The 24,906-nt window shown below is 69.7% G+C and carries 26 protein-coding genes; 19 read left to right on the forward strand and 7 right to left on the reverse strand.

Features of this window, described 5'->3' with window-relative positions:
- Nucleotides 1-410 precede the first annotated feature (410 nt).
- Nucleotides 411-1,511 carry a calcium:proton antiporter gene (locus tag OG883_RS37285; RefSeq protein WP_266551119.1) on the forward strand — a complete coding sequence of 367 codons (1,101 nt, stop codon included), beginning with the start codon at nt 411-413 and terminating at the stop codon, nt 1,509-1,511.
- Here OG883_RS37285 and OG883_RS37290 read toward each other — a convergent pair.
- Nucleotides 1,501-3,924 carry a penicillin acylase family protein gene (locus tag OG883_RS37290; RefSeq protein WP_266551121.1) on the reverse strand — a complete coding sequence of 808 codons (2,424 nt, stop codon included), beginning with the start codon at nt 3,922-3,924 and terminating at the stop codon, nt 1,501-1,503. The genes OG883_RS37285 and OG883_RS37290 overlap by 11 nt on opposite strands.
- 85 nt (nt 3,925-4,009) lie before the next feature.
- Here OG883_RS37290 and OG883_RS37295 point away from each other — a divergent pair, with 85 nt between their 5' ends.
- Nucleotides 4,010-5,512, forward strand: a complete 1,503-nt coding sequence (locus OG883_RS37295; protein WP_266551122.1) for an acyl-CoA synthetase — start codon at nt 4,010-4,012, stop codon at nt 5,510-5,512.
- Here OG883_RS37295 and paaK read toward each other — a convergent pair.
- Nucleotides 5,499-6,785 (reverse strand): phenylacetate--CoA ligase PaaK, encoded by a 1,287-nt coding sequence (gene paaK, locus OG883_RS37300; protein WP_266551123.1) that lies wholly within the window; start codon nt 6,783-6,785, stop codon nt 5,499-5,501. The genes OG883_RS37295 and paaK overlap by 14 nt on opposite strands.
- 43 nt (nt 6,786-6,828) lie before the next feature.
- Between paaK and OG883_RS37305 the strand changes: the two genes are divergently transcribed.
- The 5 genes from OG883_RS37305 to OG883_RS37325 all read left to right on the forward strand — a co-directional run bounded on the left by OG883_RS37305 (nt 6,829) and on the right by OG883_RS37325 (nt 9,706).
- The gene (locus OG883_RS37305; RefSeq protein WP_266551125.1) at nt 6,829-7,041 is read left to right on the forward strand and encodes a hypothetical protein; all 213 of its coding nucleotides are present in this window, start codon (nt 6,829-6,831) and stop codon (nt 7,039-7,041) included.
- 125 nt (nt 7,042-7,166) lie between these two features.
- Nucleotides 7,167-7,703: a VOC family protein gene (locus tag OG883_RS37310; RefSeq protein ID WP_266551127.1), complete on the forward strand. Its 537-nt coding sequence runs from the start codon at nt 7,167-7,169 to the stop codon at nt 7,701-7,703.
- A gap of 225 nt (nt 7,704-7,928) precedes the next feature.
- A complete protein-coding gene (locus tag OG883_RS37315; protein WP_266551128.1) occupies nt 7,929-8,099 on the forward strand; it encodes a hydrophobic protein in 171 nt (56 codons plus the stop codon).
- Between the two features lie 258 nt (nt 8,100-8,357).
- On the forward strand, nt 8,358-9,212 hold the full coding sequence (locus OG883_RS37320; protein WP_266553167.1) for an RNA polymerase sigma factor SigF: 855 nt from the start codon (nt 8,358-8,360) through the stop codon (nt 9,210-9,212).
- Nucleotides 9,213-9,295: 83 nt separating this feature from the next.
- Nucleotides 9,296-9,706 (forward strand): ATP-binding protein, encoded by a 411-nt coding sequence (locus tag OG883_RS37325; RefSeq protein ID WP_266551130.1) that lies wholly within the window; start codon nt 9,296-9,298, stop codon nt 9,704-9,706.
- Nucleotides 9,707-9,728: 22 nt separating this feature from the next.
- Here the strand turns inward: OG883_RS37325 and OG883_RS37330 are convergent, their stop codons facing one another.
- Together OG883_RS37330 and OG883_RS37335 are read right to left on the reverse strand one after the other, a co-directional pair.
- Nucleotides 9,729-9,878, reverse strand: a complete 150-nt coding sequence (locus tag OG883_RS37330) for a hypothetical protein (protein WP_266551131.1) — start codon at nt 9,876-9,878, stop codon at nt 9,729-9,731.
- Nucleotides 9,879-10,196: 318 nt separating this feature from the next.
- Entirely contained in the window at nt 10,197-10,715 is a 519-nt protein-coding gene (locus tag OG883_RS37335) for a MarR family winged helix-turn-helix transcriptional regulator (protein WP_266551133.1), read from the reverse strand.
- A gap of 95 nt (nt 10,716-10,810) precedes the next feature.
- On the opposite strand from OG883_RS37335, the gene OG883_RS37340 reads away from it, so the two are divergent.
- The 4 genes from OG883_RS37340 to OG883_RS37355 all read left to right on the forward strand — a co-directional run bounded on the left by OG883_RS37340 (nt 10,811) and on the right by OG883_RS37355 (nt 15,564).
- Entirely contained in the window at nt 10,811-12,079 is a 1,269-nt protein-coding gene (locus OG883_RS37340; RefSeq protein ID WP_266551135.1) for a PP2C family protein-serine/threonine phosphatase, read from the forward strand.
- A gap of 109 nt (nt 12,080-12,188) precedes the next feature.
- Entirely contained in the window at nt 12,189-13,499 is a 1,311-nt protein-coding gene (locus tag OG883_RS37345) for a PP2C family protein-serine/threonine phosphatase (RefSeq protein WP_266551137.1), read from the forward strand.
- The gene (locus tag OG883_RS37350; protein ID WP_323181043.1) at nt 13,496-15,118 is read left to right on the forward strand and encodes an ATP-binding protein; all 1,623 of its coding nucleotides are present in this window, start codon (nt 13,496-13,498) and stop codon (nt 15,116-15,118) included. The genes OG883_RS37345 and OG883_RS37350 overlap by 4 nt, the downstream gene beginning before the upstream one ends.
- Nucleotides 15,115-15,564 carry a response regulator gene (locus OG883_RS37355; RefSeq protein WP_266551139.1) on the forward strand — a complete coding sequence of 150 codons (450 nt, stop codon included), beginning with the start codon at nt 15,115-15,117 and terminating at the stop codon, nt 15,562-15,564. Before OG883_RS37350 ends, OG883_RS37355 begins: the two co-directional genes overlap by 4 nt.
- A gap of 133 nt (nt 15,565-15,697) precedes the next feature.
- Here OG883_RS37355 and OG883_RS37360 read toward each other — a convergent pair whose 3' ends face one another.
- Nucleotides 15,698-17,320, reverse strand: coding sequence for an acyl-CoA synthetase (locus OG883_RS37360; RefSeq protein WP_266551141.1), 1,623 nt, complete (start codon nt 17,318-17,320; stop codon nt 15,698-15,700).
- A 179-nt stretch (nt 17,321-17,499) separates the two neighbouring features.
- Between OG883_RS37360 and OG883_RS37365 the strand changes: the two genes are divergently transcribed.
- The 5 genes from OG883_RS37365 (at nt 17,500) to OG883_RS37385 (ending at nt 22,091) form a co-directional block, all read left to right on the forward strand.
- Nucleotides 17,500-18,309 carry a crotonase/enoyl-CoA hydratase family protein gene (locus tag OG883_RS37365; protein WP_266551143.1) on the forward strand — a complete coding sequence of 270 codons (810 nt, stop codon included), beginning with the start codon at nt 17,500-17,502 and terminating at the stop codon, nt 18,307-18,309.
- Nucleotides 18,310-18,541: 232 nt separating this feature from the next.
- The gene (locus tag OG883_RS37370) at nt 18,542-19,510 is read left to right on the forward strand and encodes a Zn-ribbon domain-containing OB-fold protein (protein ID WP_266551144.1); all 969 of its coding nucleotides are present in this window, start codon (nt 18,542-18,544) and stop codon (nt 19,508-19,510) included.
- Entirely contained in the window at nt 19,510-20,565 is a 1,056-nt protein-coding gene (locus tag OG883_RS37375; protein WP_266551146.1) for a thiolase domain-containing protein, read from the forward strand. The genes OG883_RS37370 and OG883_RS37375 overlap by 1 nt, the downstream gene beginning before the upstream one ends.
- Nucleotides 20,562-21,728, forward strand: coding sequence for a thiolase domain-containing protein (locus tag OG883_RS37380; RefSeq protein ID WP_266551147.1), 1,167 nt, complete (start codon nt 20,562-20,564; stop codon nt 21,726-21,728). The genes OG883_RS37375 and OG883_RS37380 overlap by 4 nt, the downstream gene beginning before the upstream one ends.
- A gap of 132 nt (nt 21,729-21,860) precedes the next feature.
- Nucleotides 21,861-22,091: a DUF397 domain-containing protein gene (locus OG883_RS37385; RefSeq protein WP_266553173.1), complete on the forward strand. Its 231-nt coding sequence runs from the start codon at nt 21,861-21,863 to the stop codon at nt 22,089-22,091.
- Here OG883_RS37385 and OG883_RS37390 read toward each other — a convergent pair.
- Together OG883_RS37390 and OG883_RS37395 are read right to left on the reverse strand one after the other, a co-directional pair.
- Nucleotides 22,084-22,674, reverse strand: a complete 591-nt coding sequence (locus OG883_RS37390; protein WP_266551148.1) for a hypothetical protein — start codon at nt 22,672-22,674, stop codon at nt 22,084-22,086. The genes OG883_RS37385 and OG883_RS37390 overlap by 8 nt on opposite strands.
- On the reverse strand, nt 22,671-23,045 hold the full coding sequence (locus tag OG883_RS37395) for a PadR family transcriptional regulator (RefSeq protein WP_266551150.1): 375 nt from the start codon (nt 23,043-23,045) through the stop codon (nt 22,671-22,673). Before OG883_RS37395 ends, OG883_RS37390 begins: the two co-directional genes overlap by 4 nt.
- A gap of 103 nt (nt 23,046-23,148) precedes the next feature.
- On the opposite strand from OG883_RS37395, the gene OG883_RS37400 reads away from it, so the two are divergent.
- The 3 genes from OG883_RS37400 to OG883_RS37410 all read left to right on the forward strand — a co-directional run bounded on the left by OG883_RS37400 (nt 23,149) and on the right by OG883_RS37410 (nt 24,872).
- A complete protein-coding gene (locus tag OG883_RS37400) occupies nt 23,149-23,757 on the forward strand; it encodes an ABATE domain-containing protein (RefSeq protein WP_266551152.1) in 609 nt (202 codons plus the stop codon).
- Nucleotides 23,758-23,944: 187 nt separating this feature from the next.
- The gene (locus OG883_RS37405) at nt 23,945-24,304 is read left to right on the forward strand and encodes a hypothetical protein (RefSeq protein WP_266551153.1); all 360 of its coding nucleotides are present in this window, start codon (nt 23,945-23,947) and stop codon (nt 24,302-24,304) included.
- 67 nt (nt 24,305-24,371) lie between these two features.
- The gene (locus OG883_RS37410; RefSeq protein WP_266551154.1) at nt 24,372-24,872 is read left to right on the forward strand and encodes a hypothetical protein; all 501 of its coding nucleotides are present in this window, start codon (nt 24,372-24,374) and stop codon (nt 24,870-24,872) included.
- Nucleotides 24,873-24,906: the final 34 nt, after the last annotated feature.

Consider the following 24,906-nt stretch of genomic DNA (forward strand, 5'->3'; position numbering starts at 1 on the left):
GCTCATGCCGCGGACGGCCGGGCGGGTGAAACGGATCCGGAATCCCGAGGAGCGGCAGTCGCTCGCCCTCGCGCCCCGGCATCCTTCCCGCCCCAGCCGGCCGTCGATCGCGGAGCGCCTCCCGTCTGCGATGCTCACCGGCTTGCGCGGCCGGTCTGCCGGGTCCTCCTGCCGCTCCAGAAATCCGCTACGGGCCGACTCCCGGACCATCAAGGCTCACGGCTGTCGGGGCGACCTCCGGGCGCGCGGCCCGCCCGCTGACGCCCACCGGCCCGTCGAAGGGCAGATACGCCGGCAGCGGCAGGCGTACGAGGACGGCCTCTCCGACGACTGAGCCGCACCCCGGCGAGCCGACCCCGTTGGCGCAGCACCTCGCGCGGCCCGTCCCCCGCTCTGGCAGCGTGACCGGCATGAGCACGGGCACGGCGGGGATGACACGGCAGTGGACCACCTGGGTGCCCATCGCCGCCGCGGTCGCCCTGGCCCTGGCCTGGGGCCGCGACCTCCCGGGGCTTGGCGTCGCCGTCATCGGGCTGTTTCTGGTCGGGGCCGTGCTCGCCGCCGTGCACCACGCCGAGGTGGTCGCCCACCGGGTCGGCGAGCCCTTCGGCTCACTCGTCCTCGCCGTCGCGGTCACCGTCATCGAGGTCGGACTCATCGTCACGCTGATGGCCGGCGGCGGCGAGAAGACATCCACCTACGCCAGGGACACCGTCTTCGCGGCCGTCATGATCACCTGCAATGGCATCGTCGGACTGTCCGTCCTGACCGGCGCCCTGCGCAACCGTGTGGCGGTCTTCAACGCCGAGGGCTCCGGCGCGGCACTCGCCACCGTCTGCACCCTCGCCACCATGACGCTGGTCCTGCCCACCTTCACCACGAGCCGACCGGGCCCCGAGTTCACCGGGGTCCAACTGACCTTCGCCGCCGTCGCGTCGCTGTGCGTGTACGGGCTGTTCGTCGCCGTCCAGACCGTGCGCCACCGCGACTACTTCCTCCCTGTGCAGCGCGAGGGCCGGCCGGCCGATCCGGACGAGCACGCCCCGCCACCGAGCCTCGGCCGGACCTGGTGGAGCACCGGACTGCTCGTCGTGGCCCTCGTCGCCGTTGTCGGCAACGCCAAGCTCGTCTCGCCGGCCATCGAGGCCGGCGTGAAATCGGCCGGGCTGCCGACCCCCGTCGTCGGCGTCGTCATCGCGCTCATGGTGCTCGCGCCCGAGACGCTCGCCGCCGTGCGCGCCGCCCGCCAAGATCGCCTGCAGACCAGTTTGAACCTCGCCTACGGCTCCGCCATCGCGAGCATCGGGCTGACCATCCCGGCCATCGCGCTCGCCTCGGTCTGGCTGCCCGGGCCCCTGGTCCTGGGTGAAGACGCCACCCATATGGTGCTGCTCGTGCTCACCGCAGTGGTGAGCGTGCTGACCGTGGTGCCCGGACGAGCCACTCTCCTTCAGGGCGGCGTGCACATGGTGCTGTTCGCCGCCTTCGTCTTCCTCTCGGTCAGCCCCTGACCCGCACCACCTTGAGCGCCGGCGAGCGCAGGATGTCCCGCTCGCAGAACCGCGACGTCACCCAGCGCTCACCCGAGAACAGCTCGGTCTGGTCGCTGTAGTACGGCGAGGCGGGGTTCGAGGACTGCGCGTACGTGAGCAGGGTGCGGGCCACCGGGCAGCGTCCGCCGTTCCAGCCGACCGCCTGGACATGGCTGGAGCCGTGAGTCACCTCCGTATAGCCGCCGGCCGCCGCGTTCCACACCGGCTCGATCTTGTTCCACACGCCGAGAGATTCCGTACCGCCGTGGACCGGGATGCGCTGTGCCTTCCGTACGACGAACTGGGCCTCTCCCAGCGGCGCGTCCAGCTCCGGGCCCGCCGTGCGCAGCTCGGCCACCGCTTCGGCCAGAGCCTTGGCGAAGCCGGGCGACGAGGTGTTGAGGGTGTTGGGCGTACGCACCGGATCGGCCGCCGAGAACGGCACCTTCCACTGTCCGGCCGCCGGGACCGCGGCGGTGAACCTGCGCCAGAAGCGGTCGAAGAGCAGCGCACCGCGGCTGTCGGTGTTCATCGTCCGGTCCCAGCGCCCGATCACGCCGCACGCCTCGCTGTCGCCCGGCAACACGCCCGCACACGCCTTCGCCACGTCCGCCGCGGCCAGATCCCCGGCGGGCACACGGTTCGCGAACTGCTGCTCCTGCAGATCGGTGACCGTCAGCCGACCCCTGTCCGCCATCGCCGCCACATCCTCGATACCGCCGCGGGTACGCAGCGAACGGGGTGTGCCGAGGGAGCCGAAGACCCGCTCGTAGCCGGTGAGCGGCCGGTCGGCGTTGGCCAGCCAGGCACTGTCGTTGGAGTTCGCCGCGTACGGAGCGTCCCTGAGCGTCGGCATCCTCGACGGGCCGAAGATGCCCGGCTGCACCGCGTCCTTGTCCGAGCCGGGCATGCAGCCGGCGCGCGAGCCGTCCAGTACGGCGACGCCCGACGCCGGATACGTCACCGCTCCGAGCGGGGTGGAGCAGCGCTGCGCCAGCTCGTCGGTGATCCGCGGAAGCACCTGGGACTGGGTGAAGAGCGTGTGCCCGCCCGAGTCCGCGGCGACCGTGTTCACCCATGGCAGGCCCTGGGTGCGCCGCAGCGCCTCGAGCATGTCCTTGGTGGAGCGGGACCTGCCGAAGGCCAGCGCGGTGTCCGAGCCGCGCAGATTGGCGGCGTTGGGGTCGTTCAGCGCGTACGCGGTCGTCGCCGACCAGGGCAGCGGCAGCGTCGGGCCGAGCGAGGTGACGACGGGTCCGTACCGCGTCCACCACTGCGTACGGGTGACGGGCGCGCCGTCCCTGACCGGGACGGTGACGGTCCGCTTCGTCATCCGCTCGCGCTCGCCGTCCACCAGATACGCGGTCGGGTCGGCCGGGTCCAGGGTCAGCTGATGCAGATTGAGGGGCACGCCGGTCGCGACGGTATGGCTCCAGGCCACCTTGTCGTTGAAGCCGATGCTGACCACGGGGGTGCCGAGCAGCGAGCTGCCCGAGACATTCAGCTCACCGGGAACCGTCTGCTGCGACTGCCAGAACCGGCGGCCGCCCTGCCAGGGATAGTGCGGATTGCCGAGCAGCAGTCCGCGCCCGTTCGCCGACGTCCTCCCGCTGAACGCGACGGCGTTGGAACCCATGTCGGCGCTGTCGGCGGCGAACAGCTTCCGTGCCGCCTTCGCCGTCGCGGCCGCGTCCGGCGCGCCGACCGGGGCCACGCCCGGTGGCTGGGCCGCGGTGATGCCGTCGATGCCGCGTCCCTGCCCGCCGAGTACCGAGACGGCAAAGCCGCGCCGGGCGACGTCCAGGGTGCTCACCGGCCGTACCCAATCGGCGTTCTTGCAGGCCGGATCAGTGATGTGATGCTGCTTCAGCCAGGCGTTGTAGCCGGCCGCCCAGCCGCGCATCAGCTCCTTGACCTGCCGACTGGCGCCGGCCGGAGCGGGCGTGGCGAGCAGCTTCTCGACGGTGCCCGCATCCCGTACGCCGCGGAAGTACAGGTCGCTGGAGAGGTTCCTGGCCGCAGAGGAGAGCGAGCCGTCCGGCGCCGCGTCCGGGCCGAAGAAGCGCGAGCGTTCGCCGCGCACCGTGACGAAACCGTCGGCGAGGACGCACACCTGGTCGGCGGCCTGCGCCCAGCCGGTGCCGAAGCCGAGGTTCGCGTAGTCCTTGGCCACGATGTGCGGGATGCCGTGCTCGGTGTAGCGGATGACGGCGGACAGACCTCCGCCGGAGGGATGCCGGTCGTGCCGGTCACGGGGGTCGGCAGCCGCGGTGGGCGGCAGCACGGCCGCGGCCGTCAACAGGGCGATGCCGGTGAGGGCGAGCCGTCTCAGGCGGGTGCGGAAGAGCAACGTGCCTCCCAACAGGACTGCGGTGAAAGCCGGTTGGTCCATGCAGTCAGCCGGTGGAGTCCATGTCAACATCCCGTTCGGTATCCGAGGTCTTGACCCTCGGCGCGGCACCGCACAGGATCCAGCCATGACTGATGTACGCAGCAGTACGGTCGACGGGATGGTGCGACGCACTGCCCGGCGGGTACCGGAGCGCACAGCTGTCCGGTACCGGGAGCGCTCCTGGACCTATGCGGAACTCGACGAGGCCGTGTCGGCTGCGGCCACCGTGCTGCACACACACGATCTTCGGCCGGGAGACCGGGTGGCGTCCTACGGCCACAACTCGGACGCGTATCTGATCGGCTTCCTCGCCTGCGCGCGCGCCGGCCTGGTCCATGTTCCCGTCAACCACAACCTCACGGGTGAGGACCTGGCGTACATCCTCGGACAGTCGGGCAGCACGCTGGTGCTGACCGACCCCGATCTGCACGAGCGTGTGCCCGACACCTATGACGTACAGCTGCTGCGCGACGACGAGGACTCGCTGCTGGCGCGGATCGGGACGGCGCGCCCCTTCGAGACCACCACCGCAAGGCAGTCCGAAGACCTGGTCCAGCTGCTCTACACATCGGGCACCACAGCTCTGCCCAAGGGCGCGATGATGACCCACCGCGCGCTCGTCCACGAGTACGTCAGTGCCATCGCCGCACTCGACCTGCGCGAGACCGACCGGCCCGTCCACTCGCTGCCGCTCTACCACTCCGCCCAGATGCATGTCTTTCTGCTCCCGTACCTCGCGGTCGGCGCGGAGAACACCATCCTGGACGCCCCGGACGCGGCGCAGATCTTCGACCTCGTCGAAGCGGGGTGCGCCGACAGCCTGTTCGCGCCGCCCACCGTGTGGATCGGGCTCTCCCACCACCCGGACTTCGCCGGCCGCGACCTCGGCGCGCTCCGCAAGGCGTACTACGGCGCGTCGATCATGCCCGTGCCCGTCCTCGAAAGACTCCGCGAGCACCTGCCGGGACTCGGCTTCTACAACTGCTTCGGGCAGAGCGAGATCGGCCCGCTCGCCACCGTCCTCGGACCCGACGAGCACGAAGGCCGGATGGACTCCTGCGGCCGGCCCGTCCTCTTCGTCGAGGCGAAGGTCGTCGACGACAGCGGGAAGGAGGTCGCGGACGGCACGGCCGGCGAGGTCGTCTACCGTTCCCCGCAGCTCTGCGAGGGCTACTGGGACAAGCCGGAGGAGACCGAAGAGGCCTTCCGTGACGGCTGGTTCCACTCCGGCGACCTCGCCGTCCGCGATGCGGAGGGGTACTTCACCGTCGTCGACCGCGTGAAGGACGTCATCAACTCCGGGGGAGTGCTGGTCGCTTCACGTCAGGTCGAGGACGCGCTCTACACCCACCCCGCCGTCGCCGAGACCGCCGTCATCGGCCTGCCCGACGCCCGCTGGATCGAGGCCGTCACCGCCGTCGTCGTCGCCCGTGGCGAGGTGACGGAGGCCGAGCTGATCGCCCACACGCGCGAGAAGCTCGCCCACTTCAAGGCCCCGAAGAGGGTCCTGTTCGTGGACGAGCTGCCGCGCAACGCCAGCGGCAAGATCCTCAAGCGTGAGCTGCGCGGCCGGTTCACTTCTCCCTGAGGTCCACGATCCGCTTGATCTTGCCCACCGACCGCTCGAGCGTCTCGGGGTCGACCACCTCCACCGCGACCGACACCCCGATCCCGTCCTTGACGGCTGCCGCGATCGCCCGCGCGGCCGCCTCCCGCTGATCAGGGGTGGCCTGCGCCCGCGCCTCGGCCCGTACGGTCAGCGCGTCCAGGCGGCCCTCACGCGTCAGCCGCAGCTGGAAGTGCGGGGCGACATGCGGCGTACGCAGCACGATCTCCTCGATCTGGGTGGGAAAGAGATTCACCCCGCGCAGGATCACCATGTCGTCGCTGCGGCCGGTGACTTTCTCCATCCGCCGGAACACCCGGGCCGTACCCGGCAGCAGCCGCGTCAGGTCCCGCGTCCGGTACCGGATCACGGGCATGGCCTCCTTGGTGAGCGAGGTGAAGACCAGCTCGCCGGACTCCCCGTCCGGCAGTACCTCGCCGGTGAACGGATCGACGACCTCCGGATAAAAATGGTCCTCCCAGATGTGCAGCCCGTCCTTGGTCTCCACACACTCCTGCGCCACCCCCGGGCCGATCACCTCCGACAGCCCGTATATGTCGACGGCGTCGATCGCGAACCGCTCCTCGATCTCGCGGCGCATCTCCTCCGTCCACGGCTCCGCCCCGAAGATTCCGACCTTGAGGGAGGTCGTACGCGGATCGACACCCTGCCGCTCGAACTCGTCGAGCAGCGTGAGCATGTACGAAGGCGTCACCATGATGATCTCGGGCCGGAAGTCCTGGATCAGCTGCACCTGGCGGGCGGTCATGCCGCCGGAGGCGGGGATGACCGTGCAGCCGAGCCGCTCAGCGCCGTAGTGCGCGCCGAGGCCGCCGGTGAACAGCCCGTATCCGTACGCCACATGGACCTTGTGGCCGGGGCGCCCGCCGGCCGCGCGGATCGAGCGGGCCACCACGTCCGCCCAGGTGTCCAGATCGCGCTCGGTGTAGCCGACGACCGTGGGACGCCCGGTCGTCCCGCTGGAGGCATGGATCCGGCGCACCTGGGACTGCTTCACCGCGAACATCCCGAATGGGTAGTGGTCCCGCAGATCGGTCTTGGCGGTGAAGGGGAAGCGGGCGAGATCGGCGAGCGTACGGCAGTCCTCCGGGCGCAGCTCCGCCTTGTCGAAGGCCTCCCGGTAGAAGCCGACGTTGTCGTACGCATGGCGCAAGGTCGCCCGCAGCCGTTCGAGCTGCAGCGCTTCGAGCTCCTCGCGACTGAGCCGCTCCGCCGCGTCCAGCAGGTCCGTCATTCGGAATACTCCCGTCCCAAACCGGACGACCGATCATTCGGTCGTGCTGTTCAGGATCAGTAATCCAGTCCGCGCAGCCAGCAGTCAAGGCATCGGCAGGGTCTTCGGCGCACTGGTGGCGCTGCTGGTGCCGGCCGGCGGACTCGACGGCATTCCGACGCCCGAGCGGACCGGCGAGCTGACCGCCCTGCTCCCGGGCGGCGAGCTGGTGGTCCAGCCAGGCGGTTTCCCCTGGCTCGATGCTCCGGACCGGTAACCGGTACGTCCGGACTGGTACGTACGGACGGTTGTCGCGTTCTTGTCCTGGTGAGCCATGCGTGCGGGGGGGAATGATTGCGGATAGAAGTTGAATCCCGCAATCAACCGCTGAGGAGACCCCCGATGCCCCAGCCCGAGGGCGCCGCGCTCGACGCCGTACTCGCCCGCAGGGAGGAGCTGCGGCGACGCTATCTCCGCCCGCGGGCGGACCGGCCCCCGACCACGGCCGACGGCATCCACCATGTGGCCTTCATCTGCCGCGACGTGGAAGAGACGATCCGCTTCTACCAGGAGTTGCTGGGCTTCCCACTGGTCGAGCTCGTGGAGAACCGCGACTATCGCGGCTCCACCCACTTCTTCTTCGACATCGGTCACGGAAATCTGCTGGGTTTCTTCGACTTCCCCGGCCACGACCACCCACCCATCGAGGAGACGATCGGCGGGGTGCAGCATCTCGCGCTGTCGGTGCGCGCGGCGGAGTACGACGCGGCGCGCAAGGCGCTGGACGAGGCAGGCATGGAATACCTGGGCCCGGACCGGGGGATCGAGGACAGCCTCTACATCCGGGATCCCAACGGCGTTCCGCTGGAGCTCTACCGCGAGCGGCTCGGGATTTTCAACGGCGAGCGGCTCCTTGGTCCGGTCGACGGTGAGGCCTGAGGCCTCAGGCCGGGGCGAGAACCGAAAGCCGCCGGCGAAGGACGCTCCCTCCATGAGGGCGGACGATGTGCTCCCCACCGAGGACGGGAAGGCGACTTTCGAGCACTGTGAATGCGGAACGTTCAGAATGAAGGCCGCTGCGGCCGGAGGCTTCCGGAGTGCCGTACCCGCTTCGGGTGTGAAGGAATTTCCTCAGGGCACACGAGGTCCTGGAGGTTGATAACTATGGTTCCCCTGCTGGTAGTTCTACTGCTTGCCCTGATCCTTTTCGGTGCGGGATTCGCACTCAAGGCGCTGTGGTGGATCGCGATCATTGTCCTCGTCGTTTGGGCGCTCGGGTTTGTCGTGCGTCCGGCTGCCACCGGCGGCCGACGCGGACGCTGGTACCGCTGGTAAGCGCCGCACTCAGCAGCCCATGGGCGGGTGGGGCCCCGACAGACCGGTCGGGGCCCCACCCGCATTCCGCGTCCATGACCTGCGGAATCAACAGCCCCTCCAGCACGGCACTCATTCCGGCCACGCAAGAGATCTCTGCCGACAGGTGCGTATGCGGGTGCCGAGCGGGCATGCGAGACGACAACAGTCCCCAACCTCAAGGGTGATGACGTGAAAACGTCCACGCAGTCCGCAGAAACGTCCGTACAGCAGACGGCTGTGGGGCCGTCAGCGCAAGCCGACGCGTACAGCGGTGACCTGCCCTGGATCGAGGACGCGGCGAAGGTTGCACCGAAAGACGCACGTGCCCTGTCGAAAGTGTTCTTCGATCAGCTCCAGGTACTGGAAGAGGGCACGCACGAATACCAGTACGCGCGCAACACCCTCATCGAAATGAATATTTCCCTGGTCCATTTCGCCGCCGGCCGCTTCCGCAACAGGGGCAGCGGCGAGATGGAGGACATTGTTCAGGTCGGCACTATCGGGCTGATCAAAGCGATCGACAGGTTCGATCTGACACGCGAGGTCGAGTTCACCTCGTTCGCCATCCCGTACATCGTCGGGGAGATCAAGCGCTTCTTCCGTGACACCAGTTGGGCCGTACACGTACCGCGCCGTCTCCAGGAACTCCGGATCGAACTCACCAAGGCCAGGGAGCAGCTGGCCTCCGGCCTCGACCGTGACCCGACCACCGCCGAGCTGGCCGAACATCTGCAGCTGAGCGAGGAAGAGGTCAACGACGGTCTGGTCGCCGCCAACGGCTATACCGCCGGCTCCCTCGACCTGTCCCACGACGGCGGGGACGAGGGTGCGATGAACAGCAGCGGGCGCAGCTTCGCCGACACCCTCGGCACATGCGACCCGGCCATGGAACTCGTCGAAGACTTCCATTCTCTTGCCCCGCTCCTCGGTCGGCTCGACGACCGCGAACGCCGCATCGTCGAAATGCGGTTCGGTCAGGAAATGACCCAGTCCCAGATCGGCGAGGAGCTCGGTGTCTCCCAGATGCACGTCTCACGCCTGCTCTCCCGCACCCTGAACACCCTCCGCGCCGGCCTGCTGGCCGAGGAGTAGTCCCGGACCTGTGAAATCGCCTGCCCGGTGAGGTGTCCAGCAGGCTCAGGGGGGGAGTACCGCGACCGATCGAGGTGAGCCATATGCGCGACCTGAACGCGACCCGCAACCATGCGCGCCGACAGGTGCGGTTCACCTCTCGGCCACAGTGTGCCGCAGAGGCGCGCGACGCGGCCGCCGCCTTCCTCGCCGGGCTCCACCCCACGCCGTCCCCGCACACCAGGCAGGACCTGATCCTCGTCGTGTCCGAACTTGTCACCAACGCCATGAGGCACGCAGGCGCCGTGAGTGGCATGAGTCTCGTGGCGGAGCGTCGGGTGCTTCAGGTCCGGGTGGAAGACCCCGGCCCCGCCCGCCCCCAGGGCCGCAGTCCCGATCTGACCGGCCGCAGGGGCGGGTTCGGCTGGCCCATGATCCAGCGCCTGGCCCGGGCCGTGGCCGTACGCCCCAAGCCCGACGGCGGGAAGACCGTCCTCGTCACTCTGGCGCGCTGAAGCAGGCAGGACCGGGGTGCGGTCATGTCGCAACGCCGGCACGCAGCCGGATGCCGGGCTGCGCCTGTGCCTCGAGCGGGAGGTTCACCGTGGTGGGGTCTGCGAAGGCCACGCCCCGGAAGTCGACCACGACCGCCCGTGCCCCCTTCGAGGTGCGGCCGTCACCGAGCAACTCGACGTTCCTGAGGTCCAGTTTCCCCTCACGATGAGGACCAACACGCTCCGGTCGTGCCGTGCGGCGATGCGCATCGTTTGACCTGTGCTGTGCCGTGGGTGCACGAGCCTTCGGCTGCTGCGGGGAACGGATTCCCCGCCATGGCGGACGGCGGGCATCCGCGGGTCCGGCTCACTGAACGGTACGGCTCCACGATAGAGGCGATAGTTGCCATTTGACAACATTCTCAGATGGGCAACAATCTGTTCACGTCAGCCGCACACAACACAGTGGCGTCTGAGTCGACTTACAGAAGCGGAGTGAGCCTCGATGACGCTATGCGACGCTCTCCGCGACAGGGCCGCTGCCGTGGTCTGTGGAGGGAGTTCCGCCCGCTCCGAGCTGGGTGGCGGCCGCCGCGTGAAACGCGGTGAGACCCTCCGCGAGCGCCTCGACCGCCGAAGGCTCCATCATTTCCAGTACGGCGGTGACCTCACGGGCCCGGATGGCGCGGCACTCATCGAGCAGCGTCTGCCCCTGCTGGCTCAGCCGCAGCTCGACCTCGCGGCGGCTCGTCGGGCTGGGGCAGCGCTCCACGAGACCCATGGCTTCCATCCGGTCGCAGAGCCTGCTCACCGAGGGCGGACGCGAGCCGAGCGCTTCACCCAACGCGCGCAGGTTCGTCCCCTCACGCTTCTCGATGACGAGAAGGGCACGCAGCTGGGACGGCGAGACCGGGCCCGACGGCGCCGCTTCCTGGCCGCGTCCCCACAACACCTCGAGCAGCTCCGAGGCGGCGCAGGCGGCCTCGGACAACTGCTGATGGGGGCGGGGTCGACCGGTGAAGCGGGACACCCGTCCACTCTGTCACCCGGCAAGGGCTTCTGTCAGCCCGGCACCGCCACCGTCACCATCCCCGCACTTCCCGTACAAAGGATGCCTGAAAGACCGTGACCCAACGCGTGAATGTGGAACGAGCGGTGCGCGCAGCGGCGCCGTATGCCCTGGTGGACGCGATTCGCAGTCTGCTCACCGAATCACACGGGGCGACATACGTACAGCTCTTCCTCGCGGACTACGGGCTCTCGGTGCTCAACCCCCTTAGCTCCCTCGACCCGCTCGCCGATGCAGCGCAGCCGCGCTCGATCCACAACAGCCCGGAAGGGCGGGCCTTCGGCAGCCAGGAGCCGCGTGAGCAGCAGGTCCGCCTCGACGACGCCGTCGACCACCACCTCCCGGTGACCGTGCGCGGGGAGCGGCTCGGCATCCTGACGGTCCGGCTGCCCGGCGAAAGGTCCACTCCGGAGGCCGTCGACGATCTGACCCATGTGGCGGATCTGCTCGGTCACGAGATCCTCGTGGCCGAGCGGGACACCGATGTCTACCGGCGGGCCCGCCGGGTCAGCCGGCTCACCCTGGCAGCCGAAATGCAGTGGCAGCTGCTCCCGGCGCGGGCATGCACCGCCGCCGAGTACGCCCTCGGGGCCCAGCTCGAGTCGGCCTATGCCATCCACGGCGACAATTTCGACTGGGCGGCGGACTCCGAGCAGCTGACGCTCGCCGTCACCAACGGCATGGACGAGGGCATCCAGGCGTCCCTGCTCACCAGCCTCGCGGTCAACGCCCTGCGCAATGCCAGACGGGCCGGCATCGGCATCGCCGATCAGGCGGCCCTGGCCGACCAGGCCTTGTACGGGCAGTACCGGGGCGCGTCCTATGTATCCACTCTGCTGCTGCGCTTCGAACTCGCCACCGGCCGTGTCGAGGTGGTGGACGCGGGCTCTCCGCAGCTGTGGCTGCAACGAGGAAGAACAGTGGAGCGCATCGGCCTCACGGCCCAGTTCCCGCTGGGCATGTTCGAGGAGTCGCACTACACGGCACAGGAGTTCCAGGTTCTGCCCGGCGACCGGCTGCTCTTTGTGAGCGACGGTGTCTACGATGCTGCCTCCCCGCTCGGTGAGGCGTACGGCGAGCGTGCCCTGGCCCGGGCAATCCATTCCACCAGTCTGCTTCCGGCGGCCACCGTGCCGCGCGCCGTACTGCGTGAACTCGCCGACTACCGGGAAGCGGAGACCACCGACGACGCACTGGTTCTGTGTCTCGACTGGTTCGGCCGACAGGACCCTCCCGGCCGACAGGACCCTCCCGGCCGGCGCGATCCTTCCGTCCGGCAGCACCCTTCCGGCAGGCCGGAGTCGAGCGCTGACCTGGACGGGTAGCTTCACCTGGTGAATCGTTGCCAGTTGGTAACTGATCGCTCTACTGTCGTCGCGGACGCATCCGGCGGCCCGTGGGCCACAGGCCCGTGGTGAGAGGAGACGCGCTGCCATGGGGACCGGCCCCGATTCGCCACGTGAACTGAGCGCCAGCAGACCCGTGTTCACCGCACTGCCCCAGCCGCGTATATGCGATGCGCCGGCTCCGCTCCCGGCGGCGGCAAGCGGTGAGGACCCTTCCGGCGCCCTCTGGAGCGTCCATCAGCCCAGTGTGCTGCTGATCGAGGACGATCCCGGAGACGCACTCCTGGTCGAGGAGTTGATGGCCGACAGCGGTGTCCCTCTCCGGCTGCGCTGGGCCAGATCCCTGGCGGACGCGGTGAAACAACTCGGAGAGGGCGTTCCGCAGTGCATCCTGCTCGATCTGCATCTGCCGGACGCACAGGGCCTGGAGGCCCTGGAGAGGGTTCTCGGTCACGCTGCCGACTCCGCGGTGGTGGTCCTGACCGGACTCGCCGAGGAGCAGGCGGGCCTTGCCGCCGTCGCCGCCGGAGCCCAGGACTACCTGATCAAAGGCCGCCTCGAGGCGGACTTCTTCGTCCGGGCCATCAGATACGCGATCCAGCGCAAGCAGACCGAACTGGCCGCGTCCGCCTTGCAGACAGGCCGCCTCCGGGCCCAGGAGAACGCCCGGCTGGAGCGTGGACTGCTGCCCACCCCGCTACTGCTCGACGCCACCGTCGCCGTCTGTGCCAGATACCAGCCCGGCCGCTCCCAGGCCCTGTTGGGCGGAGACTTCTACGACGTCGTCCAGACTCCTGACGGCACCACGCACGCGGTGGTGGGGGATGTCTCCGGCCACGGTCCCGACGAAGCCGCCCTGGGCGTGTGCCTGCGGGTGGCCTGGCGTTCCTTCGTACTGGCCGGCTCCCGTGGCCGGCGACTGCTGAGCCTGCTCGAACAGATCCTTGTCGCGGAACGGTCCGGACCGGAGATATTCGCCACCCTCACCTGCCTGACCCGTGTGAGGGGCGACAAGCACATGGATGTCCTACGGGCAGGCCACCCGGGCCTGTTGCTGCGTTCGCCGGGCGAATGCGTGCACCTGGAGGAGGTGCCCGGAGGCCCCGCGCTCGGTCTGCTGCCCGGCCTCGTGGCCACCTGGCCCGTCACCAGTGTGCCGGTGCCCGAACTCGGGTCCGTGGTGATGTTCACGGACGGTCTGATCGAAGGGCGGATCGGCGCGGGCACCGAACGCCTCGGTGAGGACGGGCTCCTCGAGATCGCTCAGCGGCATGCCCATCAGCCCGCGGACGCCTTCGTGGACACTCTGATCCACTCCGCCCAGACGCTTGCGGCGAGCAGCGGTGGACTGGCCGACGACGTCGCCGTCCTTCACCTGGAATGGAACGGCACCACGTGAACTCCGGACACGCAGGGACCGCTCGCCCGTCGGCCGCCCCCCGGGGGCTGACCGTCCAGGCCTGGTTCATGCTGGCCCTCACGGTCCTGGGCGTCATGACGCTCGGCGCCGCAGCGGTCGGGGCAGCCTTGATCGCCCGGTCCACGGAGGCCGGGGACCACCTGATCGACGACATAGGCCCGGCCCGTGCCGAAGCCCTGAAGCTGCAAGCGGCGATGCTGGAACAGGAAACGGGTGTACGTGGCTACCTCCTGACCGGCGACAGAGCCTTGCTGGAGCCCTACCACCGCGGCCGTGTCGCCGAGAGCAGCGCGCGGACACGGCTGCGGGACCTGCTGGGTGGCGAGCCCGCCCCGGCGGCCGATCTCACGGCCGTCGACCTGGCGGTGCGTACCTGGCGGGAGGACTTCGCGATCCCGGCCATCGCCGCCGGAAAGGCGGATCGCGCCGGCTTCGTGGAGAAGGGGAAGGCGGCATTCGACGGGGTGCGGGAACGGCTCACCTCCCAGCAGCGGCAACTGGACCGGGAGCAAGCCGAGGCGAGGACCGCCTTCCTCGGGGCGCGCACCGAGCGCGACCGCGTGCTCCTCGTCGTCCTGGCGGCCTTTCTGCTGACGGGTGTGGCCCTCGCGGTCCTGCTGCACTTCGCCGTGGTCCGCCCGCTCGCCAGGGTCCGCTCCGCCGCCCGCCGCGTCGCCGGCGGTTCCTTCGGCCACTCCATCCCGCGGCACGGACCGGCCGATGTGCAGTCACTCGCGCAGGCGGTCGAGGCGATGCGTCTGCGGGTGGTCAGCGAACTCGCCGTATCCCGGCGCAACGAGGCCGCGCTGTCCGAGCAGACCGCGGAACTCGATGCGCAGGCCCAGGAACTGCAGCGGTCCAACGCGGAACTGGAGCAGTTCGCGTACGTCGCCTCACACGATCTGCAGGAGCCGCTGCGCAAGGTCTCCTCCTTCTGCCAGCTGCTGGAGAAGCGCTACGGCGACCAGCTCGACGAGCGGGGAACCCAGTACATCGCGTTCGCCGTCGACGGCGCCAAGCGCATGCAGGTGCTGATCAACGACTTGCTCACCTTCTCCCGTGTCGGCCGTCTCCAGGAAACCGAGGAAGCAGTCGCCCTGGACGGCGCCGTCGAGCGCGCTCTGCGCAACCTGGCTGCCGCCGTCGAGGAGAGCGACGCGGTGGTCGACCGGCCGGAACAGCTGCCCGAGGTGATGGGAGATCCCACGCTGCTCACCATGCTCTGGCAGAACCTCATCGGAAACGCGATCAAGTTCAGGCACCCGGACCGGGCCCCACGCATCCGCATCACGGTCGACCGGGAGAGCTCCGAAGAGGGCGACCGGTGGATGTTCGGCATCACGGACAACGGCATCGGCATCCCCGCCGAGTTCGCCGAGAAAGTGTTCGTCATCTTCCAGCGCCTGCACGGTCGCGACAGCTACTCGGGGACCGGAATCGGTCTGTCCCTGTGCAAGAAGATCGTCGAGCACGGCGGTGGCCGCATCTGGATCGACACCGCGCACAGCGGTGGCACCCGCCTCGCGTTCACCATCCCCGTCATCGCATCGACGGACACCGAACAGCCGTCGGCCACCATCGAAGGAAGCACCACATGACCACCTCCCCGCAACCTGAGCCCGTGGAAGTCCTCCTCGTCGAGGACGACGCCGGCGACGAGCTGATGACCCGGGAGGCCTTCGAGGACAACAGGATAGGCAACACTCTGCACGTCGTACGGGACGGGCTGGAGGCTCTCGACTTCCTCTACCGCCGTGAACAGCACAAGGACGCGGTGCGCCCGGATCTCATCCTGCTCGATCTGAACCTGCCGAAGTACGACGGCCGCCAGGTCCTGGAAAAGATCAAGTCCGACCCGGATCTGAAGCACATCCCCGTGGTCGTGCTCACCACGTCCGCGGCCGAAGAGGACATTCTTCGCAGCTACAAACTCCATGCCAACGCCTATGTGACGAAGCCGGTCGACCTCGAGCAGTTCATCAAGGCGGTTCAGCAGATCGACGACTTCTTCGTCACGGTCGTCAAACTGCCCCGCACGTGCTGAGCGTCCCCGCTGCCCGCTGCCCGCTGCCCGCTGCCCGCTGCTCAACGCCGCCGCCACCGCCACCGGCACCCGTTCCGCACCGCGGCGTCGGCCATGCTCACTGCGGCCGGTCTGCGCGCACCGGGGCGCCCCCTCACTGGGCCGCCGACTCCGTCGCCACCGTCCGGGCCCAGCGGTAGTCCGCCTTGCCGCTCGGCGAGCGCTGGATCTCCTGCGCGATCACCAGCTGCCGCGGCACCTTGTAGCCCGCGAGCCTGGTGCGGCAGTGCGTCTGGATGTCGTCCAGCGTCGGCCGCTCCGCACCCTCGCGCAGCTGCACCACGGCCGCCACATGGTTGCCCCACCGGGCGTCCGGCACCCCGGCGACCAGGGCGTCGTACACATCCGGATGGGACTTGAGGGCCTGCTCGACCTCTTCCGGATACACCTTCTCGCCACCGGTGTTGATGCACTGGGAGCCGCGGCCGAGGACGGTGACGATGCCCTCCTCGTCCACCGTCGCCATGTCCCCGAGCAGCACCCACCGCTCGTCGCCGCGTTGGAAGAACGTCTCCGCGGTCTTCTCGGGGTCGTTGTAGTAGCCGAGGGGGACGTGTCCGCGCTGGGCGATACGGCCCGGCTCGCCCACCTTCACCGGCTCGTACGTCGCCGGGTCCACCACCGCCGTACGGGCGTTGACCCGTAGCCGGAAGCCCTTCTCCGGTCCTGAGTCCTCGGTCGCCGTGCCGTTGAAACCGGACTCGGACGAGCCGAAGTTGTTGAGCAGCAGCACCTTCGGCACCAGCGCCGCGAACTGCGCGCGCACCGTCTCGGACATGATCGCGCCGGAGCTGGAGACGCTGAACATCGAGGAGCAGTCGGTCCCCTTCAGCGGCCCGGACAGCGCGTCGATCAGGGGCCGCAGCATCGCGTCGCCGACCAGCGACACGCTGGTGACCCTCTCCTTCTCGATCGTACGGAGCACCTCCTCCGGCACGTACTTGCGGTGAATGACGATCCGCTGGCCGAAGTTGAGGCCGATGAACGCGGTCAGGGTGGAGGTGCCGTGCATCAGCGGGGGAGTGGGGAAGAAGGTGATGCCGTCGCCGCCCGCGGCCACCCGCTCGGCGAGCTCCCCGGGCGAGGAGACCGGTTCGCCGGTCGGCGCGCCGCCCCCCAGCCCCGAGAAGAACAGGTCCTCCTGGCGCCACATCACACCCTTGGGCATACCGGTGGTGCCGCCGGTGTAGATGATGAACTGGTCGTCGGCGGAGCGCGGCCCGAAGCCCCGCTCGGGCGACGCGGCCGCCTCGGCGTCGGTGAAGGGGACGGCGGACAGCCCCGGCGCCCCGTCCGGCGGGATCCCCACCCGCACCAGATGCCGCAGCTTGTCCGTCTTCGGCAGCGCGGCGGCAACCCGCTCGGTGAACTCCGCGTCGAAGACCAGCGCGGCAAGATCGGCGTCGCGGTAGAGGTAGACCAGCTCCTCCTCCACATACCGGTAGTTGACATTGACCGGCACGATGCGTGCCTTGAGGCACCCGAGCAGGGTCTGCAGATACTCGATCCCGTTGTACAGATGCAGGCCGAGGTGTTCGCCGGTCCTGATGCCGGCGTCGATCAGATGGTGGGCGACGCGGTTGGCGGCCGCGTCCAGTTCCGCGTAGGTGAGCCTGCGCTCCGCGCCCGTACCGGGATGGTCGATGTACACGAGCGCCTCGCGGTCCGGGACCACGTCGACGACCGACTCGAACAGGTCGGCAAGGTTGTACTCCACCGTTCCTCCTGACCCCCGGCGAAACCCCGGCGAACTTCGGCTCGGCGGTCATTAGAGCGCCGGCGGGCACAACTGGGAAGGGGTGCCACCGAAGAAATCTGACTGCCTGTCAGAAAACTATTGAACTGGAACGCCGCCTACTGCAACCTGTTCTAGGTCTTGAGACGGGAGGTCCGCACATGGGACAACGCGGTGGTACCGAGCACCTCACCGTGCGGCGCGAAGACGCCACGCTGGTGCTCACCTTGAACAGGCCCGAGGCGAAGAACGCGCTCTCGCTGCCGATGCTGGTCGGGCTGTACGACGGCTGGCTGGAGGCGGACGAGGACGACGCGATCCGCTCCGTCGTGCTGACAGGGGCAGGAGGCTCCTTCTGCGCCGGCATGGACCTCAAAGCCCTCGCCGGGGGCGGGATGGAAGGAGAGCACTACCGGGACCGGATGAAAGCAGACCCCGACCTCCACTGGAAGGCGATGCTGCGCCACCACCGCCCCCGTAAACCGGTGATCGCCGCCGTCGAGGGGTACTGCGTCGCCGGCGGGACCGAGATCCTCCAGGGCACCGACATCCGTGTCGCCGGGCAGAGCGCCACCTTCGGCCTGTTCGAGGTCAAGCGCGGGCTCTTTCCGATCGGCGGCTCGACCGTGCGGCTCCAGCGCCAGATCCCGCGCACGCACGCGCTGGAGATGTTGCTGACCGGCCGCCCCTACAGCGCGGAAGAGGCCCAGCGGATCGGGCTCGTCGGCCACGTTGTCCCGGACGGCACAGCGCTGGAGAAGGCGCTCGCCATCGCCGAGCAGATCAACGCCTGCGGTCCGGTGGCTGTCGAGGCGGTGAAGGCGTCCGTGTACGAAACGGCGGAGATGACGGAGACCGAGGGGCTGGCGGCCGAACTCAAGCGGGGGTGGCCGGTGTTCGACACGGCGGACGCGAAGGAGGGGGCGCGGGCGTTTACGGAGAAGCGCGCGCCGGTGTACCGCCGGGCCTGAACCTCCCCCACCCCGCCCCTTCCCTGAACCGGAGCTCCGCCCCGGTTCCCCGCGCCTCGATCGCCGCCGGGGAATGCAGCCCGCCGGCGGTTGAGGACACTCCCTCCCTCGCCCTGCGGGCGTCCGGCGTCCGGGGGCTTGCCCCCGGTTCGGGAAGGGGCGGGCAGGGGTCAAACCCGCCGCAGGCGCACCCGCCCCCGCACACCACCCCTCAGAAGAAAGGCCCCCGCCCATGACAGCCGCCCCCTCCCCGGAGGTTCTCAAAGCCCCGCTGGTCGTCGAGTTCCCTTTCACCCGCTCCCTGGGCCCCGTCCAGTCCGCCTTCCTCACCGGCCTGCGCGAACGGACCGTCCTCGGCGTGACGACCGGCGACGGCAAGGTGCTCGTCCCGCCCGTCGAGTACGACCCGGTCACCGCGGAGGAGATCCGCGACCTGGTCGAGGTCGGTGCCACCGGGACCGTCACCACCTGGGCGTGGAACCCGGACCCGCGCCGCGACCAGCCGCTCACGACGCCCTTCGCCTGGGTGCTGGTGAAGCTCGACGGGGCCGATACCGGGCTCCTCCACGTTCTCGACGCACCCGGCCCCGACGCCGTACGCAGCGGTATGCGCGTCCGCATCCGCTGGGCGGCGGAGCGCACCGGCGCCATCACCGACATCGCCTGCTTCGAGCCGTACGAGAGCGAGCCCACCGCGGCTGCCGGCAGGCACAGTGGCGCGTTCGACGACGCGGTGACCGGCATCGTCACCCCCGCCAGGCTCGACTACACCTACTCGCCCGGCCGCGCCCAGTCCGCGTACATCCACGCCCTCGCCGGACGGAAAACCGTCGGGGAGAGTTGCCCGTCCTGCCGGAAGGTGTACGTCCCGCCCCGCGGCGCCTGTCCCACCTGCGGCATCGCCACCACCGAACAGGTCGAGGTCGGTCCGCGCGGCACCGTCACCACCTACTGCATCGTCAACATCAAGGCTGCGCATACGGCGAATCTCGACATCGAAGTGCCGTACGTCTATGCGCATATCGCCCTCGACGGCGCGGATCTCGCCCTGCACGGCCGTATCGGCGGAATCCCGTACGACCAGGTGCGGATGGGGCTGCGTGTCGAACCGGTATGGACCGAAGGCAGCCGGCACCCCGACCACTACCGGCCCACCGGCGAACCGGACGCCGACTACGACGCTTACAAGGAGCTGCTCTGATGCGACACGCCAGGGACGTGGCCATCGTCGCCTTCGCGCAGACGGACACGCTGCGGCGCACCGACGAGCTCTCCGAGGTCGAGATGGTGATGCCGGTGCTGCACGATGTGCTGCGCCGGACCGGTCTGAAGGCCGGCGACATCGGCTTCACCTGCTCGGGGTCGAGCGACTATCTCGCCGGACGTGCCTTCTCCTTCACCATGGCACTCGACGGCGTCGGCGCATGGCCGCCGATCTCCGAGTCCCATGTCGAGATGGACGGAGCCTGGGCGCTGTACGAGGCCTGGGTGAAGATCCTCACCGGCGAGGCCGACACCGCCCTCGTCTACGCGTACGGCAAATCCTCCCCGGGCGAGGTGCGCGACGTGCTGACCCGCCAGCTCGACCCGTACTACGTCGCCCCGCTCTGGCCCGATGCGGTCGCGCTCGCCGCGCTCCAGGCGCAGGCACTGATCGACGCCGGGTCGGCGGACGAACCCGCGCTGGCCGCCGTGGCGGCCCGCAGCCGCACCGACGCCGAGTCCAACCCTCACGCTCAGCTGAAGGGTGAGGTCCCGCCGGGGGAGTACCTCGTCCGGCCGCTGCGGAGCGGGGACTGCCCGCCGGTCGGCGACGGTGCGGCCGCCGTGATCCTCGCCGCCGGGGACCGGGCACGCGCACTGTGCGAGCGCCCCGCCTGGATCCGCGGCATGGACCACCGCATCGAACCGCACAGCCTCGGTGTACGCGACCTCACCGACTCGCCCTCCACCCGGCTCGCAGCCGAGCGCGCCGGAGCCTTCGAACGGCCCGTGGACACCGCCGAGCTGCATGCGCCGTTCAGCTCGCAGGAAGTCGTCCTGCGCGCAGCCCTCAACCTTGACGACACGGTGAGGGTCAACCCGTCCGGCGGCGCTCTCGCCGCCAACCCGGTCATGGCCGCGGGGCTCATCCGTCTCGGCGAGGCCGCCGCCCGCATCCACCGTGGCGAGTCCGACCGGGCGCTCGCCCACGCCACCTCCGGCCCCTGTCTCCAGCAGAACCTGGTCGCCGTCCTCGAAGGAGATGCGCGATGAGCAAAGAGCCCGTGGCCGTCGTCGGCATCGGCCAGACCAAGCATGTCGCCGCCCGACGTGACGTATCGATCGCCGGTCTGGTCCGTGAAGCCGCCCGACGAGCTCTGGATGACGCCGAGCTGACCTGGGCGGACGTCGACGCCGTCGTCATCGGCAAGGCCCCCGACTTCTTCGAGGGCCTGATGATGCCGGAGCTGTATCTCGCCGACGCGCTGGGAGCGGTCGGCAAGCCGATGCTGCGGGTGCACACCGCCGGCTCGGTCGGCGGCTCCACCGCGCTGGTCGCCTCGAACCTGGTGGCCTCCCGGCTGCACAGCACGGTGCTCACCCTCGCCTTCGAGAAGCAGTCCGAGTCCAACGCGATGTGGGGCCTGTCCCTGCCGATCCCGTTCCAGCAGCCGCTGCTGGCGGGCGCGGGCGGCTTCTTCGCCCCGCACATACGGGCGTATATGCGCCGCACCGGGGCGCCCGACAGCGTCGGCTCCCTCGTGGCGTACAAGGACCGGCGCAACGCCCTGAAGAACCCGTACGCCCATCTTCATGAGCACGACATCACGCTGGAGAAGGTCCAGGCGTCCCCGATGCTCTGGGACCCGATCCGCTACTCCGAGACCTGCCCGTCCTCCGACGGCGCCTGCGCGATGATCCTCACCGACCGTGCGGGCGCGGCCCGCTCACCGCAGCCTCCCGCCTGGATGCACGGCGGCGCGATGCGCAGCGAGCCCACCATGTTCGCGGGCAAGGACTTCGTCTCGCCGCAGGCGGGCAAGGACTGCGCGGCCGACGTATACCGGCAGGCCGGCATCGCCGATCCGCGCCGCGAGATCGACGCGGTGGAGATGTACGTCCCGTTCTCCTGGTACGAGCCGATGTGGCTGGAGAACCTGGGTTTCGCCGCAGAGGGCGAGGGGTGGAAGCTCACCGAGTCGGGGGTGACCGAACTCGACGGCGATCTGCCGGTGAACCCGTCGGGCGGGGTGCTGTCCACCAATCCCATCGGGGCGTCGGGGATGATCCGGTTCGCCGAGGCCGCCCTTCAGGTACGCGGTCAGGCGGGCGACCACCAGGTGGAGGGGGCGCGCAGGGCACTGGGCCACGCCTATGGCGGCGGGGCGCAGTTCTTCTCCATGTGGCTGGTGGGCGCCGAACCGCCCACCACCTGAGGTCGCACCTCTGTGCGGCGCGTCGCGGCGGACAAGACGCGGTCCTTCTTCCGTGGCCTGTCCGTGACCGGAGACGATCGCTAGTCTGAGGCCGGACGACGAACCGGGAGGAGCACGGACGTGGCCGAGAGCATGACCACCACGCAGATGTTTTCGGGCTGGGAGAAGCCGGAACTCGACCTCAGCAACGCCGACTGGCAGTCGGGCAGTCAGGGAACGGGAGACGTCCAGATCGCCTTCGTCGAGGGTTTCATCGCGATGCGCAACGGCGGCCGGCCGGAGAGCCCATCGCTGATCTTCTCTCCGGCGGAGTGGCGTGCCTTCGTCCTGAACGCCCGCGGAGGGGAGTTCGACCTCACGTGACCTTTGGCGCCTGAGCCCTGGCTTCGGCCTCTTCCACCTTCTTCTTGGCGCGGCCGTCGGCGACCACGACCGGCAGTCCGGGGAGGAGCAGCAGGAGTGTGCCCCACAGGGGGAGGCTGAAGAGGGGATCGTCGCCGAGCAGCCGATCGGTGATCACTGCGGCGGGCAGGCCGGCCACGAGGGCGATCAGCCACCCCGTGCGGAAGCCGAGACTGCCGCGGCGCAGCTCCCAGGCGACGGTGACCGTCGCGATGGCCAGAATGAAGGCGATACGGCCGGGGGCGACCGGCAGGGTGAAGGTCCACTGGAGCGCGTGTCCGAACAGCAGCAGCCAGGCCAGGACGAAGGGGATCAGCAAGGCCATCCGCAGCAGCCGGTACGGCAGCGGCCGACGGGCCCGCGCCCAGGACGCGGCGAACGCCTTGATGTCACTGCCGACCACGTCCTGGGCGGTACGCCCGGCGTCCTCGGCGTCCTCGAGATGCGAGGAGAGCTCCTGGAGCATCTCCCGTATCGAGAGGTCGTCGACGCCCCGGTACTCCCAGTTGCTGCGGCAGACCGCCAGTACGTGATCTTTCGTCATGCTGTGTTCTCCCCCGTGGGCCCTGTGTTCATGGTCCGGTCGACCGCGGCGGCGAACGAGCGCCAGGTGGCACGGCCGCCGCTCAGCTCGGCGCGGCCCGCGTCGGTCAGCCGGTAGTACTTGCGCGGTGCTCCGCCGGTGGGCGACGGGGCGCGATAGGAGTCGATGACCCCTGCCCGTTCCATGCGGGCGAGCAGCGGATAGATGCTGCCCTCGCTCACGAGCTCAAGACCGCTCTCGGTGAGCGCCTCGACGAACTCGTAGCCGTAGCGCGGCCGTTCGGCGATCAGCGACAGCAGGCAGAGATCGAGCACTCCACGCAGGAGCTGACTGCGCCGGTGGTCGCCGTGGGCGGACAGCTCCATTGTCATGCGGTGCATGGTAGTCAGTGACTGTCTTGCTTCGCAAGGTAGCTGTTCGGGGGCGGAGGGGTCGGTAATGCTTGCGGGCATCGTTACCGTTACCTTTGTCGGCATGGCCGCGCACGCTCACACACTCGTACTCGATCTCGCTCTCACCATCCGTCATGACGGACACGGAGGCGTCGCCGACGACCTCCAGGACGCCGCCGGGCTGACCGGCTGGGTCCGCGAGAGGGCCGATGACCTGGTGGACGAGATGCCGGGAGCCCGCGACTTCACCGCTGACGGGGACGCCCTCGCCGCCGTGCTTGAGCTGCGGGCCGCCGTCCGCTCGCTGTTCGCCCGTGCCGTACGTCCCGGTCTGCCGAGCTCCGCCGACGCGCAGCGCCTGCTGCCCGCGGACCGGGCGCTGGGCCGGCTCAACTCGGCCGCGGCGGACGTCCCCGTCGTGCCGCGGCTCGACTGGCCCGAGACCGGCGAGCCCACCGCCGTATCCCGGCCCGCCGGTGCGGCCGGGGAGTGCGCCGCCCTGACCGCCGCCCTCGCCCGCGCCGCCATTGCCTTCCTTGCGGGCCCCGGCCGGGCGCGACTGCGGGCCTGCCACGCGCCGCGCTGCGTGCGGTACTTCCTCAAGGAGCATCCGCGCCAGGAGTGGTGCAAGCCGGTCTGCGGCAACCGTGCCCGGGTCGCGCGTCATCACGAACGCCACCGTTCCGCCTGACGCGCCGAGCCGTCGCCCCGCCTGCGCGGACGGACGGGAGGAGGGGTGGGGTGCGATCCGGTACAGCTCCATCTCGCCGGGCAGGCTCCCGCGAGCCCTGGCGGGCGTACGCTGAGGTGCCTCGAGGGCGTACGCGCGGCAGCCCCCCGACGCGCCTGGCGTACGCCCCGGCCCGTGGGGGTGCACCATGACGCGACGCGCCGGCAGAACCAGACGCCGACTCTTCGAGCATGAAATCGAACTCGCCGCCGCCGGCAAGGCGTTGGGCGAGCCGGCCGGGCTCCGGCCGGAGGATGCCGACCCTCCCGAGCACCCTCGCGGTGCTCTCCTCGCCTTCGCCGGCCACGCGGGCCTCGGCAGGGCGACCCTCCTGACCGTCCAGGGGCGTGACACGGCCGCCGTCCCCGCCGCACTCCACCTCGACGAACAGACCGTGACCAGGCTGCTCGGCCCCGCCCACGGCAGGGCCGGCACCGGCCGGGCGGGCCTGGCCGGCGCACTCCGTGTCAGCCTCGCCGAAGCACCGGGCGGCGGCCATGGACGGTGACCGCAGACGCCCGCCGGGCGCCCGGCCCCGGCTCGGCCTGACCCGCCCGGACACGTACCATTGCCGTATGTCCTTCCTCCGCCGCCGCAGCGCCGCCACTCCCGCGGGCCCGGACTTCGATGTCCTGGCCATGGATCCGGGCGACTGGCCCGGCAATCTCGGCGCCGGTCTCCTGCCCGCCCCCGACGGCACCTGTCAGGGCGTCTTCCTCCGGTACGACCTGTTCGGCGGCCGCGGCCCCGCGATGATCATCGGCAATCTGCCGGAGGGCTCGCCCGCCCGCGAGCTCGAAGAGGGGCAGATTCCCTTCGAGGTGGCCCAGCTGCTGCTGGCGCTGGAGAACGACGAGCCCGTCGAGGTGGTGGACACCGAGGACATGCCGGTGATGCAGGGCGACAATCTGCTGATCGTGCGTCGCCTCAAGCTCTCCGAAAGCCGGATCTCCTGCGTTCAGTTCGACCGCAGCGACAAGGTTCTCGTCACGATCGCCAGCTGGGACCGGCCGATCACCGACGATCTGTACGCGCTGCTCAAGCCGCTGCCCGCGGAGCTCTTCCAGCAGGGCTGAACACATTTCGTCCAAGCACCGGCACACTCCCGTC

It is taken from the genome of Streptomyces sp. NBC_01142 (genome assembly GCF_026341125.1).
GTDB lineage: Bacteria > Actinomycetota > Actinomycetes > Streptomycetales > Streptomycetaceae > Streptomyces.